Raw genomic sequence first — 17,793 nt, forward strand, 5'->3', positions numbered from 1 at the left:
ATCGAGTCCCGTCGAATCCCATCGGATCTCAACCGATAATCGACAAAAGCACGGGAGGGTTCTGCACGATCGGCGGACGCGCGCGCCATTCGAGGGAAAAGGGGCCGCCCGCCGACAGCGGGCGACCCCTTCGGGCCGGAGTCCGGGTCAGACGGTCATGATCGCCGGGTCACTCACGCCCGGCCGGCCGTTCTCGACATGCCCGGCGAACCGGCGCAGGAAGGTCGCGTTCCTGTCGGACACCACGCTCAGGTCGTACCAGCGCTTGCTGCCGCACAGATCCACCGTGTGCACGACGCGTGCGCCCGGGCGCACGGTGAACGTCCGCTTCGCCCCGCCGTAGGCATGCGTCACCGTGAGACGGCAGGTGGCGCTGCTCGCGTTGGTCATCGTCAGCTCGACGCTGCCGCTGGAGGCGATGTGGCGGGCCGTCACCTCGGGTCCCGCGGCCTTGCCGGGTCCCTTGAAGCCGCGCAGGAATCCGTTCGGGCCGTACACCGTCAGGTCGTACACATCGTTGGAGTAAGCCGTGTTCCACGTGTCGGAGAGCTGCTTCCCCGCGGCGGCGGTGTAGGTCCACGGTCCATCCGTGCGGTTGCCGGACGCGACCAGGAACTGGGCACCCGCCGAGGCGCCACCGCTGAAGGTGAGCGTGTAGCGGCCGGTCGACGGCGTCGACGCCCCGTTCACCACCGGCGCGTACGGCAGGGGACGCGCGGGCCTCGAACCCGCCTCCTGCTTGGGCAGCGCGGGCTTGGCGGGTGGCTTCGGGACGTAGTCGGGGTGACGCGAGTTGTCCGGCGGCTGGTATCCGTCGGTGTCGGGGAGTGCGGCGGGCTCGGTGTTCTTGAGACCGAAGTCGAAGGCCGAGGTCAGGTCGCCGCAGACGGCGCGCCGCCACGGTGAGATGTTCGGCTCGCTCACGCCGAAGCGGCGCTCCATGAACCGGACGATCGAGGTGTGGTCGAAGACCTCGGAGCAGACGAATCCGCCGGTGCTCCAGGGGGAGACGACGAGCATGGGAACGCGCTGGCCGAGGCCGTACGGGCCCGCGGCGTAGGAGGCGTTGCCGCCGAAGTTGTCGAGCGCGGTGTCCACGGTCGACAGGCCCTGCGCGGCCGAGGCCGGAGCGTAGGGCGGGGGCACGTGGTCGAAGTACCCGTCGTTCTCGTCGTACGTGATGAACAGCGCGGTCTTGCTCCACACCTCGGGGTTGGAGGTGAGCGCGTCAAGGACCTGCGCGATGTACCAGGCGCCGTAGTTCGCCGGCCAGTTGGGGTGCTCGCTGAAGGCCTCGGGGGCGGCGATGTAGGAGACCTGGGGGAGTTTCCCGGCCTGCACATCGGCCCTGAGCACGTCGAAGTAGCCGTCGCCGCCCTTGACGTTGGTGCCGGTGCGGGCCTTGTCGTACAGCGGGTCACCGGGCTTGGCGTTGCGGTACTGGTTGAAGTACAGCAGTGAGTTGTCGCCGTAGTTGCCGCGGTACGCGTCCTCGATCCAGCCCCAGGATCCGGCCGCGTCCAGGCCGTCGCCGACGTCCTGGTAGATCTTCCACGAGATACCGGCCTGCTGCAGCCGCTCCGGGTACGTCGTCCAGTCGTAGCCGGCCTCCTGGTTGCCGAGGACCGGACCGCCGCCCTTGCCGTCGTTGCCCGTGTGACCCGTCCACATGTAGTAGCGGTTGGGGTCGGTGGCTCCGATGAACGAACAGTGGTACGCGTCGCAGACGGTGAACGCGTCCGCGAGGGCGTAGTGGAACGGAATGTCATTGCGCGTCAGATACGCCATCGTGCCGGCCGACTTGGCCGGTATCCACTGGTCGTACTTGCCGTTGTTCCAGGCCTTGTGGCCGCCCGCCCAGTCGTGGTCGAGGCCCGCGATGAACTGCATGCCGAGGTCCTCGGCGTCCGGGTGGTACGGCAGGACCTCCTTGTTGCCGTCCGCCTGGTACCAGACCGACTTGCCGGGGCCCGTGGACACGGGGCGCGGGTCGCCGAAGCCGCGTACGCCCTTCATCGCGCCGAAGTAGTGGTCGAACGAACGGTTCTCCTGCATCAGCACGACGACATGCTCGACGTCCTGGATGGTGCCGGAGCGGCGTGCCGCGGGAATGGCGGCGGCACGGTCGATGCTGCTGGACAAGGCGGCGAAACCGGCGGTGGCGCCGGCGATCTGCAGGAAGCGCCGCCGATTGAGTTCAGGCATGAGTGTGGCCCTCTTGGGGGTGAGGAAACAGGAGCGAGCGGAGTCTCCAAGAGGAACGAGCGGAAGGGAAGAGGCGGTGTCGTGCGGGTGAAAGAGCGAGGTACTCACCGCGAACAGCCCTGCGGGGTCCCGGAAATGGCGCGAACTGGAGTTTCGGTGGAGCGGTCCCCGGCCAGGTCCTGACCGGCCGGACAGGAGCTAGGCGTCAGGAGGCCGGGGCCGCCCGGGACGCGGTCCAGTCGAGCAGGTCCTCGACGCTCCAGGTGTTGATCACTCGCTCGGCGGGCACTTCGCACTCCTCTGCCCGGGCACAGCCGATGATCTGCCAGTCGAGCTGTCCGGGGGCGTGCGCGTCGGAGTCGACGGAGAAGAAGGCCCCGGCGGCCACCGCCTCCCGCAGCAGGCGCCTGGGCGGATCGCGGCGCTCGGGCCTGCTGTTGATCTCCACGGCCGTGCCGTGAGCGGCACAGGCGGCGAAGACCTCTTCGGCGTCGAACTGAGACTCCGGGCGTCGCCTTTCGGAGACCAGCCGGCCCGTGCAGTGGCCCAGCACATCGGCCAGCGGGTTCTGGACGGCTTTGACCATGCGCCGCGTCATCGGTGCGGATTCCATCCGCAGTTCGGAGTGGACCGAGACGACGACGAGGTCCAACTGGTCGAGCAGCTCCGGCTCCTGGTCGAGCGAACCGTCCGACAGGATGTCGCACTCGATGCCGGTCAGCAGCCGGAACGGAGCCCAGCGAGCGTTGAGCTCCGCCACGACCGCCAACTGCTCGCGCAGCCGCTCCGCCGACAGGCCGCCGGCGACCGTCAGCCGGGGAGAGTGATCGGTGAGCACGGCCCACTCGTGCCCCAGCGCGATCGCCGCCCGCCCCATCGCCTCGATCGGGCTGCCGCCGTCCGACCAGTCCGAGTGCAGATGACAGTCGCCCCGCAGCAGGGCACGCAGGTGAGTACCGCCGTCGGCCAGCGGCTCGGACGCCTCGTCCTCCAGTCGCCGAAGGTAGGCGGGCACCTCACCGGCCAGGGCCTCGCGTACGACACCGGCGGTCTTCGGGCCGATGCCCTTGACCGCTTCCAGGGATTTCGAAGACGCGCGCCGGTGGATCTCGTCGTCGGACATCTGCACCAGTACGGCGGACGCGGTGCGAAAGGCGCGGACCCGATAGGTCTCCGCGCCGCTGCGCTCCAGCAGAAACGCGATCCGTTCCAGCGCCTCCACGGGGTGCATCGCGTCTCCTTCGCACCGTGCCGGTGGATCCACCGGTTCCCGGCCGTTCCTCCCACTGTCGCCCGCTCCGCAATGCGCGGCACCCCGTACGGCCGTGTGGCGCTTCGGTAACCGAAGTTCGCTCACGGTAGTCACGCGAATGGCGGGTGTGACAACCCCGGGCGAAAATGAACGGCCGGATGACTCCGACGTACGGCAGGCCCGCTGCGGCCGTCCGTGCCCCCGGTGGGGCCGGATCGGACCGCCCGCTGGTGCTTTTCACTCAAGGAGGGCACTGATGTTGATGCCGGACACCGCTGTGATCGCCCGCCTGATGGTGCTCTATCGGGCACACGAACACCACTTTCTGCACGCGCCCCACGATCGTGGCGCGCGGATGCGCTTCGAGGACACGGCGTACACGCTGTGCGTGCTGATGGGTGAGCGCACGGCCAGAGAGGCCGTGCTCAAGGCGGAGCGCTACGTCGCCCGGACCCGGCCCGCGAAGGGGTCCGCCGGGCAGCGCTCGTCACCCACGGTCAACTGACCGGGGCACCGCTAGAGGACTGCCCGGGTCCGCCCGCTGACGAGCGGGAAGGATCAAGGAGTGCGTGAGGTGACCAAGTCGGTGACGGCGCCGGTGGCCGAACTGGTCCGCCGGCGCCGCGAGCCCGCCGTCGTCCAGACGGTGCGCTCGACGGCGGCCGCGACGATTTCGTATGTCGTCGCCCTGCAGCTGAGCAGCGAACCGGCGCCGCTCACCGCGCCCCTCACGGCGCTCCTCGTCGTCCAGGTGACCCTCTACTCCACCCTCACGACCGGTATCCGCCGGGTGAACTCCGTCGTCGCGGGCGTACTGATCGCCATCGGCTTCAGTGCGCTCGTCGGCCTGACGTGGTGGAGCCTGGGGCTGATCATCCTGGCTTCGCTCGTGGTCGGACGACTGGTCCGCGTCGACGAGTTCGTGCCCGAGGTCGCGATCAGCGCGATGCTCGTGCTCGGTGTGACCCAGGTCGGCGGCGCGGCCTGGGACCGGGTCCTGGAGACACTTATCGGCGCCGTCGTGGGGCTCTTGTTCAACGTCGTGTTCGTGCCCCCGGTATGGGTGGGTCCCGCCGGTGACTCCATCGAGGACCTCGCCCGGCGCATGCGCCGACTGCTCCTGCGCATCGGCGAGGAGCTGAGCGGCCCCACTCCCGTCGAGCGTGCTGCCGCCCGTCTTCATGAGGCACGCCGGCTCGACAACAACATCGCGGAGGTCGACGGGGCCCTGCGGCAGGCGGAGGACAGCCTCCGGCTCAATCCGCGGGTCAAGGAGGGGCTGCTGCACCGGGTCGTGCTGCGTACGGGGCTCGACACCCTCGAAATCTGTGCGGTGGTCCTGCGCGTACTTGCCCGCACGATGACCGACCTCGCCAAGAAGCGCGGTGGGCAGGACGTGTTCCCGCCGGAGGTGGGCGTCGCCCTCGAGGAGTTGCTGAGCCATGTCGCCGATGCCCTGGTCAGCTTCTCCGTACTGGTGACCACACAGGTGAGCCGCAGCGCCGACGCGGCGGAGTCCCGGCTGGCCGACGAACTCGCTGCGGCCGCCGCCGCGCGGGAGAAGGCCGCGGAGCTCCTTCTCCAGGGTGTGCAACGGCATCCGCGCGACTGGCAGCTGCACGGAGCGCTGCTCACGGAGATCGACCGGATCCTCGACGAGCTGGACATGGACCACCGCTCGCAGCGCCTGATGGAGGAACTGGACCGGGTGACCCGGGAGCAGCACGAGCGGTATCCGTGGATCTCCGCCGTACGCCGGTGGGCACGCGGCAAAGGCCCGCGGCGGGGGGCATCCCGCTGACCGGCCCGCGCGCGGTGCGTGCGGGCCGGGGCGGTACGGATTACGCGGCCTCCTGCATGACCCGTTCGCGCAGCTGCCGACAGCAGCGGCTTATCAGCCGGGACACGTGCATCTGGGAGATGCCCAGGTCCTTCGCGATGCTGCTCTGCGTCATGTCCTGGAAGAAGCGCAGGTACAGGATGCGCTGCTCGCGCTGCGAGAGCTTGCTCAGCTCCGGTTTGACCGCCTCGCGGTCCACGAGCACGTCGATAGCCGGGTCGGGTGTGCCGAGGGTGTCGCGCAGGGAGTATCCGTCCTCGGAACCGGCTGTTTCGGCGTCGAGGGAGAGCGCGGTGAAGCTCTCGAGCGCCGCGAGACCCTCCCGCACCTCTTCCTCGGTCAGTCCGGTGTGCCGGGCGATTTCGGCCGCCGACGGATCGCGGCCGGGGACGGACTGGGCGAGATCCCGGCGGGCGACCCGGACACGGTTGCGCAGATCCTGGACCCGGCGGGGGACATGCAGGGCCCACATGTGGTCGCGGAAGTGGCGCTTGACCTCGCCGACCACGGTGGGTACGGCGTAACTCTCGAATGCGTGGCCGCGGGAAGGGTCGTAGTGGTCGACGGCCTTGACCAGGCCGAGGGCGGCGACCTGCCGCAGATCCTCGAGGGACTCCCCGCGGTTGCGGAAGCGGCCGGCCAGCCGCTGCGACATGGGCAGCCAGGCGTACACGATCTCCTGGCGCAGGAGCCGCCGTTCGGCTCCGTCCGGCAGTGCGGCCATCCTGCGGAACGCGTCCGTGGTGTCGGGTGCGTCGTCGTGCGGATGCTTGCGGTTCGTCTGGGTACGCATGGTGCTCGCAGCTCCCTGAGAGTGGTCTTCCTCATTCGGGCGGGCGTAGGTTCCTGTCGGATCACCGGAGATCCGCCGGGCAGGGCCGGTGCACGCCGGGAGCTGATCGCTCTCACGGGACGTGCCTCCTGTCCGGAGCACATGACGCAGGTGCCCGGTCGAACCGTTCGGAAACGTGTGCCTTCGGCCTGTGTCAGAAGGCGCCGATCGGGTACGTGCACAGTCTCCCCACGATCGAGGAGGAGGACATGCAGCGAGGCAGTGATCGCCTCAGCGTCCACAAGGACGAAGAGATGAAGCATGAATTGCAGGGCTTGCTCCGTTCCGGACACCCCACGCGGGTGGAGGAGTGGCACGACCCCGAGCCCGGCGCCGACGACGACCCGGAGATCGCGTCCGGCTTCGTGACCACGATGGGCTCTCTGGGCCCCGACGAGCAGTTGCGGTTCGAACTGGCGCGACACCTGGGCCGCACGGTCTTCCCGGCCACGCGTCGCGAACTGGTACACACTCTGACCGCGCGGCATGCTCCCGACCGGCTGGTCGCCATGGTGAACCGGCTGCCCGCCCACCACACGTACCGCACCGCACACGAAATCGTCAGCGCACTCTCGCGCCGGTCCTGACGGCTTCGCCGGAGCAAGCTCCTGCGGGTGTGGAGACCCGGGCAGCGGGTACGTCTCCTGAGTCCCGGGAAGCGGGCGCGGGAACGGGTCCGGTGGCGGACGCGGTCTCGCCCTGCCAACGTCGAAAGCATCGACAGGACCGGATGAACGTCGAGGAGCGGGAGAGCCCCCATGGTGTCGGGAGTCGCCGGACAGCCGCAGGGGGACGGTGCCGTCCACAAGGGACGCCTCGGCGTCGAAGTGAGGCCCGTGGCCGGTGCCGTCGTCCTCGTGCTGTCGGGCGAACTCGATCACGATACGGCCGAGCCGCTGCGTGAGGCTCTGTCGGACGCTGTGCGGGCCGCACCCGAGCGGATCGTGGTCGACTGCGCGGACCTGAGCTTCTGCGATTCCACCGGCCTGAACCTGCTGCTGCGGGCGCGGCTCGCGGCGCGCGAGGCGGACAGCCGTCTGGCGCTGTCCGCGCTGCGGCCGCCGGTGGCCCGCATGTTCGACATCACCGGTGCCCAGGCGGTGTTCCCGGTGTACGCCGGCCTCGACGAGGCGCTGGCGGACGAGCGGCCGAAGTAGGCGAGGAACGGATGGGCGTGAGCGTCCGCGGGCAGGGGCAGACCCGTCGACTGGCGCTGTTCGGCACCAAGGGGGTCGTGGGCCGCTGCCGTGACTTCACCGAACACGCTCTGGCCGACTGGGGGTGGACGCCGGCCAGGACGCGGCAGGACGAGGAGCTTGCCGAGGATGTGCTGCTCCTTGTGTCGGAACTGGTCACCAACGCCTGTCTGCACGCGGGCGGGCCCACCGAGCTCGTGCTCAACCACACGGGCGACCGGCTGCGGATCGAGGTCGCCGACGCCAGCCCCGAGCATCCGAGGCCGAGGGTGCCGCAGGTCGTCTCGCAGCCCGGGGGGCACGGCCTGATCGTGATCGAGCGGCTGGCGCGGAGCTGGGGCTGGGCGCCCGTGGGCGACGGCAAGATCGTCTGGCTGGAGGTCGGCACTCCGGCGCACGCGGCGGGGGAGCGGCAGCCCCCGTAGGTCCCGGGCGCTTCAGGACCGAGCGGCTCAGGAGGAGGCGTCGTCGAGGAGTGCGGCCCGCAGCGTCGCGTAGATGGCGGCCAGCAGCCGTGAGACATGCATCTGCGACAGTCCGAGCCGGGCGCCGATCTCGGACTGCGTCAGTTCCTCGCCGAAGCGCAGCGAGAGGATCAGCCGGTCCCGCTCCCCGAGCGAGGCGATCACCGGCTTGAGGGTGGCGACGGCCTCGACGATGTCGAAGGCCGGGTCCTCGTTGCCCAGGCCACGGGTCAGAGCGGTCACGGCGTCGTCCTCGTCGACCGGTGTGTCCAGGGAGCGGGCCAGGTAACCGTTCGCCGCCTGCTCGCCCTCGGCCACCTCGGCCTCGGTGATCCCGAGATGGCCGGCCAGCTCGGCGGCGGTCGGGCAGCGGCCCAGGTGCTGTTCCAGCTGGTCGCGGGCCCGGGCCAGGTCGATGCGCAGCTCCTGGAGACGGCGTGGCACCTGGACGGCCCAGCTGGTGTCGCGGAAGAAGCGCTTGATCTCGCCGACGATGGTCGGCAGGGCGAAGCTGGTGAATTCGATGCCGCGCTCGGCGTCGAAGCGGTTGATCGCCTTGATGAGGCCGATCGTCCCGACCTGGATGATGTCCTCGGTGGGCTCGGACCGGCTGCGGAAGCGCCGGGCGGCGAATTTCACGAGGCTCAGGTTGAGCTCGACCAGGGTGTTGCGGACATACGAGTACTCAGCGGTGCCCTCTTCGAGCGTGGCGAGACGCTTGAACAGCGAGGTCGACAGGGTCCGTGCGTCCACGGTGCTGACGGACAGCGGGTCCGCGATCTCCGGTATGCCGTCCGGCGCGCCGCGACGGGCGACGCCTGCCTGCTCGGTATGGATCGGCTCGGTTCGAGTCCTGGTGGACATGAGACTTCCTCGACGGGGCGGAGGCCGGCGCTGCCGATGCAGCGTGACCGTCGGATGAGCGTCTGCCTTGAAGATGCCCATTTACGGTGCTTTGATGCCGCCGGATGGGGCACTCGCACCCTGTGGATGGGGCACAGAAACAACGGCAGGCGACCGACAGCCGCCGATTTCCGCTGTCGGGCGGGCCGGGAGTGGTGAGCCGGTGCCGCGACCTGACGCGGCAGGTGCTCGACGAGTGGTACAGCCTCTCCGGCCCGTCCGGAAGCGTCCTGAAGGCGGACGTACTGCTGCTTGTCTCCGAGGTCGCCACCAATGCGTGCCTGCACGGCGGGACGCCTGTCGAGCTAGGGCTCGACAGGGCTCCCGGCCGGCTGTGGGTCCAGGTCAGCGACACCAGTCCGGTACGGCCCCGACGGCACGGCCCGCACCGGGCGGCCAGGTCCTCGGGGCACGGCCTGTATCTGCTGCAGCAGCTCTCCGACGGCTGGGGATGGGTGCCGCGCGAAACGGGCAAGGCCGTCTGGTTCGTGGTCGGCGTTCCCGAGTGACCCCGAGGCCTAGGGACCGGGTGAGCTGCGGTTTTCCGGCGCCCGGGGTGTCCGCGTCAGTACTGCGTGTCAGAGTGGGGAGAGCCGCCCCGACCGCCTGTCCGCCCGGTCGGACAGCGGGGCGCCGTTGAGTCACGACAGCGCGAGGTCAGCGATGGATGTGCCCGCCCACACGCCCGATCCGCACCGGGCCCGGCCCCCCGCCGATCTGGGTGAGGACGGGCTGAGAAAGCTGCTGGCCGGACTCACGGCCGTACGGGACGGAGACCTCTCCACTCGGCTGCCCGACGACGCCGGCGGGCTGCTCGGCGAGATCGCGACCATCTACAACGCCATGGTGGAGCAGCTGACGCTGGTCACCTCCGAGGTCACCCGGGTCGCCCGGGAAGTGGGTGGCCAGGGGCTGCTCGGCGGTCACGCACGGGAACCCCATGTGCGTGGCGTCTGGCGGGAACTCACCACGGGCGTCAACACCATGGCCGACAATCTGACCTCGCAGGTCCGCTCAACCGCCCAGGTCGTGACCGCCGTGGCGCGCGGCGACCTCACGCAGAAGATCAGAGTGGACGCCCGCGGGGAAATCCTGGAGCTCAAGGAGACCATCAACACGATGGTGGACCGGCTCTCCTCGTTCGCCGAGGAGGTCAGCAGGGTCGCCCGCGAGGTGGGCACGGACGGAAAACTCGGCGGACAGGCCACCGTCCAGGGCGTGTCGGGCACCTGGAAGGACCTGACCGACAACGTCAACTCCATGGCGAACAACCTGACCAACCAGGTACGCAACATCGCCCAGGTGACCACCGCCGTCGCACGCGGCGACCTCAGGCGCAAGATCGATGTCGATGCGCGCGGGGAGATTCTGGAGCTCAAGACCACCATCAACACCATGGTCGACCAGCTGTCGTCCTTCGCCGCCGAGGTCACGCGCGTGGCCCGCGAGGTGGGCAGCGAGGGCCGGCTCGGCGGCCAGGCCGAGGTGGAGGGCGTTTCCGGTACGTGGAAGAGGCTCACCGAGAACGTCAACGAACTGGCCGGCAATCTGACCCGGCAGGTGCGGGCCATCGCGGAGGTGACCAGCGCGGTCGCGGAGGGCGACCTCACCCGGTCCATCACGGTCGAGGCCCCCGGAGAGGTCGGCGACCTCAAGGACAACATCAACGCGATGGTGGAGTCCCTGCGCGCGACGACTCGGGCCAATGAGGAGCAGGACTGGCTCAAGACGCATCTGGCCCGTATCTCCAGCCTCATGCAGGGCACCAGAAGCCTCTCCGCGGTCGCCGAGCTGATCATGACCGAGGTCCCCCCGCTGGTCTCCGCCCAGTACGGCGGCTTCTTCCTGGCCCAGGACGGCGGCGAGGGGCTCGAACTGGTCATGATCGCCGGGTACGGGGTGCCCGACGACCCGGCCGCAGGACCCCGCCGCTTCCGGCTCGGCCAGTCACTCGTGGGGCAGGCCGCGCAGAGCCGCCACACCATCACGGTCGAGGACCTGCCACCCGGCTACGCGACCATCGTCTCCGGCACCGGCCGCATGGACCCCGGCAACCTCGTCGTGCTGCCGATCGTCGTCGAGGGGCAGGTCCTCGGAGTCATCGAACTCGCGGCGCTGCGCCCCCTGACCGTCATCCACCGTGACTTCCTCGACCAGTTCATCGAGACGGTCGGCGTGAACCTCAGCTCGCTGATCGCCAATGTGCGTACCGACGAACTCCTCGACCAGTCGCAGCGCCTCACGGCCGAACTGAGCGCCCGTTCCGGGGAGTTGCAGGCGCGCCAGGAAGAGCTCCAGCGCTCCAACGCCGAACTCAAGGAGAAGGCGGCGCTGCTGGCCGACCGCAACCGCGACATCGAGCGGAAGAACCTGGAGATCGAGCAGGCGCGCCAGGAACTGGAGGCCCGCGCCCAGCAGCTGTCGCGCACCTCGATGTACAAGTCGGAGTTCCTGGCCAACATGAGCCATGAGCTGCGCACCCCGCTCAACAGCCTTCTCATCCTTGCCCAGTTGCTCGCCCAGAACCTCGAAGGCAATCTGACACAGAAGCAGGTCGACTACGCCGAGGTGATCCACTCCGCCGGTTCCGATCTGCTCCAGCTGATCAACGACATCCTGGATCTGTCGAAGGTCGAGGCCGGAAAGATGGACATCCATCCCGAGCCGGTCCTGCTGCATCAGCTTCTCGAGTACGTCGAGGCGACCTTCCGGCCGGTGGCGGGCGAGCGCGGGCTGGCGTTCCGGGTGGTGGCCGAGCCGGGGATCCCCGACGAACTCACCACCGACGAGGCACGGCTGCGGCAGGTGCTGCGCAACCTCGTGTCCAATGCGCTGAAGTTCACCGAGGAGGGCAGTGTCGAACTCCGCGCCCACACCGTCACCGACGAGCAACTGCCGCCCGCGCTGCGCGAGGCCGGGACGGTGGTCGCCTTCCGGGTCACCGACACCGGAATCGGCATCCCGGCCGACCGCCTCCAGAGTGTGTTCGGAGCCTTTCAGCAGGGCGACGGCACCACGTCCCGCCGCTACGGCGGAACCGGACTCGGCCTGTCCATCAGCCGTGAGGTGGCACAACTCCTCGGTGGCGCCATCGTGGTGGAGAGCGCGGTGGGCCTTGGCAGTACCTTCACGCTCTACCTGCCGGTCCGGGCTCAGCACCGTGGACGGCAGGACCGCGCCGACAGTCAGGAGCATCCGGCCTCAGCGCCCGGCGAGGAGGAACCGGCCACGGGACACACGGTCCTGGTGGTGGACGACGACATCCGCAACATCTTCGCGATGACCCAGATCCTCGAGCGAGAGGGCATGAGGGTGCTCCAGGCGGACAACGGCAGGGCCGGGATCGATCTGCTCGGGGAGCACGGCGAGGTGGATCTCATCGTGATGGACGTGATGATGGCCGGTATGGACGGCAACGCCACCATGGCGGCGATCCGGGAACTGCCGAGCTTCGCCGAGGTTCCCATCATCGCGGTCACCGCCAAGGCGATGCCGGGCGACCGCGCCAAGGCACTGGCGGCCGGAGCCAACGACTATGTGGCCAAACCGGTGGACGCGGACGATCTGATGGCGCGCATCCGTACCTGGCTGGCGCGCGGACGCTGAGTGAGCGCCGACGTCAGACGACGCGGATCGCAATGAGGCTGGTGTCGTCGTCCGTGTCGCCCGTGGCCTCGCTCAGCAGCCGGTCGGCCTGCTCCTCGACCTCGCAGGTGCTCAGCTCCTGGGCCGCCCGCCGCAGTGTCTCCAACCCTTGGTCCAGCCCGTCGTGACGGCGCTCGATGAGCCCGTCGGTGTACAGCAGAAGCGTGTCGCCGGGCTTCAGCTGTGTGATCGTCTCCCGGTAAACGGATGAGGGTACGGCTCCCAGCAGGATGTCGCGCGGCGGGTCGATCAGCTGCGCCGTGCCGTCCCGCAGCAGCAGCGGCGGCAGATGCCCGGCGCTCGCCCAGCACAGCGTCCGGTCGGCCGGATCGTAGAGTGCGCAGACCGCGGTGGCCGTCGGGTGTCCCTGCGTGTTCAGGGTGACCTCGTTCAGCCACTGCATGAGCCGTCCCGGTGTGTGCCCGGTGAAGGCCAGCCCCCGCAGGGCGTTGCGCAGGGCCACCATTCCCGTGGCGGAGTCGATGCCGTGCCCGGCGATGTCGCCGACCGCGACCAGCACCCTGCCGTTGGGCAGCGGGAGTACGTCGTACCAGTCCCCGCCCACGCGGTACTCCTGGACCGCGGGGCGATAACGGGCCGTCGCCTGCAGCCCGGGCAGGCGCCGCAGTGCGGGCATCTCGGGGACGATCGCCTGCTGGAGCTGGAGGGCCAGCCGGTGCCGCAGGGCTGCCTGCGCCTGTACGGCGGTGAGCTGGTCGAAGGTGGCGGTGAGGGCCACCTCGGCGTGGAACCCGGCCGAGACGTCCTGGTACACGCCGGTGAGCCCGGTGAGGACCCCCTCGTCGAGCAGTGGCTCCGCCGCGATCCGTACATGCCGCAGCCCACCGTCGTCCCGGATGACCCGCACCACCGCGACCGCGCCCTTGCGCCGCTCGGTGAGCGTCGACAGCAGTTCGGTCAGATCGTCGCCGTCCTCCGGATGCACCCGCAGCAGCAGCTTCGAGAGAGGGATCGGCTGCGACTGCGGATCGACGCCGAGAACTCCGTACGCCTGCTCGCTCCAGCTCGATGTACCGGCGACGAGATCGTCCTCGAACGGCGCGACGCCCTGGAGTTGGCTCACCGCGCGCGTGGCGGCCGTCCGCAGGTCGCTGCCGGTGTGCCACAGGACGACCGCCCGTTCGTCGCCGGCCGGCAGGACACGCACATCGAGGAGCGGGGCGGGGGAGCCCTCGCGGTGTTCCACGGGGACGCGGGCCGCGCGCTGGAGGGAAGTGGCCTCGTACGCGCGCCGGATGAGCGGCGCGAGGTCGCCATGGTGCCGGGGGAAGGCCACTTCGAGCGGCTGCCCCACTGCCTGGTAGGTGCCGCCGAGGGCTTCGGACGCCGGCTCGTTGAGGTGCTCGACCGACAGCGTCGAGGAGTCCGGACCCCGGTGCACCGTAGCCGCCGGATGGGCCAGGGCGTCGACCAGGTCGTCCAGCAGGGGAGACCGGGACGGTTCGGCCTCCGTGGCGTTGAGTACCCTCGCCGCCACGTCGATCAGATCGGTGAGCGCACGGCGCAGGTTCTCGTCGAGATCCGCGCGGCCGGGCCAGACGGCGAGGGCGAGCCCCACGGTCGCGCCCTGGAGCCGCAGCGGCAGCAGTGCGCGGGCGGCTTCGGGTCCCGGGCCGGGAAGGACGACGTCCATGGGCGGCCCCGTGGCCAGCCACACCGGCGAGCCCTCGGTGAGGACCGACTGGAAGGGCGCCGGGAGGCCGGGCGGGATCCACTGCCATCGCGCGGCTTCGGTGGCGCTCACTCCGGCGTGTCCGGCCAGGCGCAGACAGTCGGACTCCATGCGCCGCCACAGCCACAGACTCTGCACGCCGAGCGGGCGCAGGCCGCCGTCCAGCAAGGTGGCCGCCGCCTCGCTCACCGCCTCGTTCGCCTCGGCCGCGGTGACGACCTGGCGCATCCGGCGGGCCCCGGCGAGAGCGTCCTCGCCCCCGGTGGCAGGTGCGACGGCGATGGTTCCCGCCACGCCGTTGACGATGTCCGCGGCCAGGTCCTGCGTATTCACCCCCGTCGCCTCGGCGAGCCGGGCGAGGTGCTCGGCGGCCTCGGCGGGCGACGCCTGCAGCTGCGCCACCAGGATCCCGGTGGCCAGGTCGATCAGATGCCGCCGCGTGAGCTGCTCGCGCAGACCCGCGTTGTCGGCGGCGAGGCCGGCGAGCGCGGCGGACAGTTCGTCGTGCCCGCCGCTCAGGCCGGAAGGCTCCTGCGCAGGCATGATCGCGACTACCCCCATCCCGGGCAGACGGCGCGATGCGGGCGATCGCGCCCGATCTGGATTTTACGCGGCGGCGACCCGGATTGCGGCCGCAGGCGGACCGCCGCAGGGTGGTGGGGGAACCATCCGGACGGGGCCACGAAGGAGTTGTCATGCCTCGCGGTTCAAGCGCCAAGCGAGAACGCCAGTACGAACACATCAAGGAGAGCGCTCAGGAGCGCGGCGAGAGCAAGAAGCGCGCCGAGGAGATCGCCGCCCGCACGGTGAACAAGGAGCGAGCCCGCTCGGGGGAGTCCCGCACGGCGAGCAAAAGCTCCATCGAGGACATGTCCTCTTCGCGGCGCGGTGGCAAGCGTTCGCACAGCGGAGCCGAGGGGCCGACGTACGACCAGTTGTACGCCGAGGCGCAGCGCCGCAACATCCATGGCCGGTCGTCCATGAACAAGGACGAACTCAAGCGCTCACTGGGCCGCTGACTACGCAGCCGCGTCACCGCGCGGGCGCTGTGCGACCGGCCCTTACGGCTGTGCGGAGGTGACGGTGAACAGGGCGCCGTCGGGATCGCGCAGCGCCGCCTGAAGGCCCTGCGGCGAGGACTGCCGCTCCAGGACGACAGCGCCGTTGTCCAGGGCCGCATCGACAGTGGCCGCCACGTCTTCGACGGGGAAGTGGACATGCCACCTCGGCCTGATCATGGGATCGGGCGCCTCTCCCGACGCCCCGGAACTGATGCGCGCCAGAACGTGCCCCTCACTGCGGAGCACGACCTCCTCCCCCTCGTAGCTGACCTGGCAGCAGCCCGGGCGGTCCGTCGCCCACTCCAGGACTTCTCCGTAGAAGATTGCGGCATCGAAGGCGTTGCGGGTGCGCAGGCGCAGCCAAGCGGGAGCGCTCTTGCGCCACCGGTGCCAGTTGGGAATGAGCATCCCTTCCCAGATCCCGAAGACGGCGCCGTCGCGGTCCGCCGCCAGGGCTCCCCGCCCCATGGCGAACGACAGCGGCCCGACCGCGACCGTGCCGCTGCGCTCCCGGATGCGTGCCGCCGCCTCGTCGGTGTCCGTCACGGCGAAGTACGGCGTCCAGTCGACGGCGACCTGCAGCCTCGGCGCCAGCGCCCCGATGCCCGCGACCGGCGCGCCGTCGGAGAAGGCGACGCTGAACTCCTCGCCCATGCGGCCCTTGCGGAAGCGCCACCCCAGTACCGCACCGTAGAAGTCCTGCGCGGCCTGCAGGTCCCGGGTCATCAGGCTGACCCAGCAGGGCGCACCGAACACGGACGCGCTCGATGGGGCAGTCTGCGATCTGACTGCTCTCGGTTCGTTGTCCATAACCCTCGGTGTCCTGATCGAATGCGCGTGAGCGGCGGGGGTGACGGGAGTCGGCTGACGCAGCCCATCCTCTCGCCGGGGAGGCGTCCTCGCGAGCGGCGCGCCCGCCGAGTGCTCTCCTGCGTTTCTGCCAAACCTGCTGCCCCGGCGTTTTCTGCCCGCAGTCCGCTGTTTTCCGCCTCCCGGCCCGGGTACCCGGCCGTGACCGTCCCTGCGCAGAGGTTCGTCGGCAGGGATTCGTACAGGGAAGGTGAGTCACATGGGTCTTGGCGGGTGCATCATCCTGATCGCCGCCGGAGCGATACTGACGTTCGCCACCGACTGGAAGGTGGAGGGCGCCAATCTCGACGTGGTGGGCCTGATCCTGATGGCCGTGGGCATCATCGGCGTCGCCACGTTCACCAGCATCGCCAGGCGCCGCCGCGTCATCGTGCCGCCGTCGACGCCGGTGGTCGACGCGGAGCGCGACCACCGCCGCTACGAGTGACGGCGCCCGTTTGGCGCACTGGCTCAAGGGCACCCGCCGGGCTCGTCATGCCCAGTCCGCACTCGCGCCGGAGTCATCGTGAATCGTTCCCGTGTCGTTGTCGTCGGAGCCGGATTCGCCGGTTTCCAGGCCGCCCGAGCGCTCTCCAGGACCGCCCGGGACGAGGCCGAGATCATCCTGCTCAATCCCACCGACTACTTCCTCTATCTGCCGCTGCTGCCGCAGGTCGCAGCGGGGATCCTGGAACCCCGACGAGTGAGTGTTTCGCTCCCCGGCGCACTGCCGCGGGTACGCCTGCAGCTGGGGGAGGCCACGGGAGTCGATCTGGAAGCGCGGCGCGTCGCCTTCACCGATCCCGAGGGCCGCTCCGGCACGCTGGCGTACGACCGTCTGGTGCTCGCCGTCGGCAGTGTGAACAAGCTGCTCCCCGTGCCCGGGATCGCCGATCACGCCCATGGCTTCCGCGGACTTCCCGAGGCGCTCTATCTGCGCGACCACATCACCCGGCAGATCGAGCTGGCCGATGTCGCCGCCAGTGCGGGGGAGAGCGCGTCGCGCCGTACCTTCCTGGTCGTCGGCGCCGGGTACACCGGAACGGAAGTCGCCGCTCAGGGGCAGCTGTTCACCGACGCGCTGACCCGTAGGCGGCCCGCCGGGAACCGCGGCGGCCGGACCCGCTGGGTTCTGCTCGACATCGCCGACCGCGTCCTGCCCGAGCTGGACCACAGGCTGTCGTCGACAGCCGACCGGGTGCTGCGCCGGCGCGGTGTCGACGTACGCACCGGGACCTCGGTCAAGGAGGCCACCGAGGCCGGAGTGCTGCTGGACGACAGGGAGTTCATCGACACGAAAACATTGATCTGGTGTGTGGGCGTACGTCCCGACCCGCTGGTGTCCGAGGTCGGACTGCCCGTCGAGCGCGGCCGTCTCGTGGTCGACCCCCGGCTGGGCGTGCCCGGACATCCCGAGGTCTTCGCCTGCGGTGACGCGGCGGCCGTGCCTGACTTGACCCGGCCCGGCGAGTACACGCCGATGACTGCTCAGCACGCCTCGCGCCAGGGCAAGCTGGCCGGACTCAATGTCGCGGCCTCACTCGGCGACGGCGATCAGCGCCCTTACGAACATCATGATCTGGGCTTCGCCGTCGACCTCGGGGGCGTCCAGGCCGCCGCGAACCCCCTGGGCATTGCGCTGTCCGGGCCGCTCGCGGGCGCCGTGACCCGCGGCTACCACCTGGCAGCCATGCCCGGCAACCGGGTGCGTGTCGCCGCCGACTGGCTGCTGGACGCAGTGCTGCCGCGTCAGTCCGTCCAGCTGGGTCTCGTCCGTTCCTGGTCGGTTCCGCTGGACACCGCCTCACCGGAACTCGCCCGCGTCCCGGGCCCCACCGACAAGGAGGAGTGAG

The 17,793-nt window shown here is 70.0% G+C and carries 16 protein-coding genes; 10 read left to right on the plus strand and 6 right to left on the minus strand.

The genetic code is table 11. From position 1 onward, the window contains the following. Positions 1–147: 147 nt before the first annotated feature. Positions 148–2,205: a phosphocholine-specific phospholipase C gene (locus OHA61_RS35590; RefSeq protein WP_406306490.1), complete on the minus strand. Its 2,058-nt coding sequence runs from the start codon at positions 2,203–2,205 to the stop codon at positions 148–150. Positions 2,206–2,410: 205 nt separating this feature from the next. Continuing rightward, a complete protein-coding gene (locus OHA61_RS35595) occupies positions 2,411–3,436 on the minus strand; it encodes a PHP domain-containing protein (RefSeq protein WP_406306491.1) in 1,026 nt (341 codons plus the stop codon). Positions 3,437–3,713: 277 nt separating this feature from the next. On the opposite strand from OHA61_RS35595, the gene OHA61_RS35600 reads away from it, so the two are divergent. Together OHA61_RS35600 and OHA61_RS35605 are read left to right on the plus strand one after the other, a co-directional pair. Continuing rightward, positions 3,714–3,962, plus strand: a complete 249-nt coding sequence (locus tag OHA61_RS35600; protein ID WP_406306492.1) for a DUF5133 domain-containing protein — start codon at positions 3,714–3,716, stop codon at positions 3,960–3,962. Between the two features lie 60 nt (positions 3,963–4,022). Beyond that, a complete protein-coding gene (locus OHA61_RS35605) occupies positions 4,023–5,258 on the plus strand; it encodes an FUSC family protein (RefSeq protein ID WP_406306493.1) in 1,236 nt (411 codons plus the stop codon). Positions 5,259–5,298: 40 nt separating this feature from the next. On the opposite strand, the gene OHA61_RS35610 is transcribed toward OHA61_RS35605, so the two are convergent. Beyond that, entirely contained in the window at positions 5,299–6,090 is a 792-nt protein-coding gene (locus tag OHA61_RS35610) for a SigB/SigF/SigG family RNA polymerase sigma factor (protein WP_406306494.1), read from the minus strand. A 248-nt stretch (positions 6,091–6,338) separates the two neighbouring features. On the opposite strand from OHA61_RS35610, the gene OHA61_RS35615 reads away from it, so the two are divergent. The 3 genes from OHA61_RS35615 (at position 6,339) to OHA61_RS35625 (ending at position 7,750) form a co-directional block, all read left to right on the plus strand. Beyond that, a complete protein-coding gene (locus OHA61_RS35615) occupies positions 6,339–6,716 on the plus strand; it encodes a DUF2795 domain-containing protein (protein WP_406306495.1) in 378 nt (125 codons plus the stop codon). A gap of 171 nt (positions 6,717–6,887) precedes the next feature. Continuing rightward, positions 6,888–7,286, plus strand: a complete 399-nt coding sequence (locus OHA61_RS35620; protein ID WP_406306496.1) for an STAS domain-containing protein — start codon at positions 6,888–6,890, stop codon at positions 7,284–7,286. An 11-nt stretch (positions 7,287–7,297) separates the two neighbouring features. Next, positions 7,298–7,750: an ATP-binding protein gene (locus OHA61_RS35625; RefSeq protein ID WP_406306497.1), complete on the plus strand. Its 453-nt coding sequence runs from the start codon at positions 7,298–7,300 to the stop codon at positions 7,748–7,750. Positions 7,751–7,777: 27 nt separating this feature from the next. Here the strand turns inward: OHA61_RS35625 and OHA61_RS35630 are convergent, their stop codons facing one another. Further along, positions 7,778–8,653: a SigB/SigF/SigG family RNA polymerase sigma factor gene (locus tag OHA61_RS35630; RefSeq protein ID WP_406306498.1), complete on the minus strand. Its 876-nt coding sequence runs from the start codon at positions 8,651–8,653 to the stop codon at positions 7,778–7,780. Positions 8,654–8,847: 194 nt separating this feature from the next. Between OHA61_RS35630 and OHA61_RS35635 the strand changes: the two genes are divergently transcribed. Together OHA61_RS35635 and OHA61_RS35640 are read left to right on the plus strand one after the other, a co-directional pair. After that, positions 8,848–9,201: an ATP-binding protein gene (locus OHA61_RS35635; protein ID WP_406306499.1), complete on the plus strand. Its 354-nt coding sequence runs from the start codon at positions 8,848–8,850 to the stop codon at positions 9,199–9,201. Positions 9,202–9,355: 154 nt separating this feature from the next. After that, entirely contained in the window at positions 9,356–12,298 is a 2,943-nt protein-coding gene (locus OHA61_RS35640; RefSeq protein ID WP_406306501.1) for a HAMP domain-containing protein, read from the plus strand. Between the two features lie 13 nt (positions 12,299–12,311). Here OHA61_RS35640 and OHA61_RS35645 read toward each other — a convergent pair whose 3' ends face one another. After that, a complete protein-coding gene (locus tag OHA61_RS35645; protein WP_406306502.1) occupies positions 12,312–14,573 on the minus strand; it encodes a SpoIIE family protein phosphatase in 2,262 nt (753 codons plus the stop codon). A 152-nt stretch (positions 14,574–14,725) separates the two neighbouring features. Here OHA61_RS35645 and OHA61_RS35650 point away from each other — a divergent pair, with 152 nt between their 5' ends. Continuing rightward, positions 14,726–15,049 carry a plasmid stabilization protein gene (locus OHA61_RS35650; RefSeq protein WP_406306503.1) on the plus strand — a complete coding sequence of 108 codons (324 nt, stop codon included), beginning with the start codon at positions 14,726–14,728 and terminating at the stop codon, positions 15,047–15,049. A 42-nt stretch (positions 15,050–15,091) separates the two neighbouring features. Here the strand turns inward: OHA61_RS35650 and OHA61_RS35655 are convergent, their stop codons facing one another. After that, positions 15,092–15,901 carry a VOC family protein gene (locus tag OHA61_RS35655; protein ID WP_266484635.1) on the minus strand — a complete coding sequence of 270 codons (810 nt, stop codon included), beginning with the start codon at positions 15,899–15,901 and terminating at the stop codon, positions 15,092–15,094. Between the two features lie 259 nt (positions 15,902–16,160). Here OHA61_RS35655 and OHA61_RS35660 point away from each other — a divergent pair, with 259 nt between their 5' ends. Both OHA61_RS35660 and OHA61_RS35665 read left to right on the plus strand, forming a co-directional pair. Continuing rightward, complete coding sequence (locus tag OHA61_RS35660; protein WP_406306504.1) at positions 16,161–16,388, plus strand: DUF6458 family protein; 228 nt, start codon at positions 16,161–16,163, stop codon at positions 16,386–16,388. Positions 16,389–16,466: 78 nt separating this feature from the next. Beyond that, the gene (locus tag OHA61_RS35665) at positions 16,467–17,792 is read left to right on the plus strand and encodes an NAD(P)/FAD-dependent oxidoreductase (protein ID WP_406306505.1); all 1,326 of its coding nucleotides are present in this window, start codon (positions 16,467–16,469) and stop codon (positions 17,790–17,792) included. The last annotated feature ends 1 nt before the right edge of the window (position 17,793 follow it).

Source organism: Streptomyces sp. NBC_00885, assembly GCF_045207475.1.
In the GTDB taxonomy this organism is placed as follows: domain Bacteria; phylum Actinomycetota; class Actinomycetes; order Streptomycetales; family Streptomycetaceae; genus Streptomyces.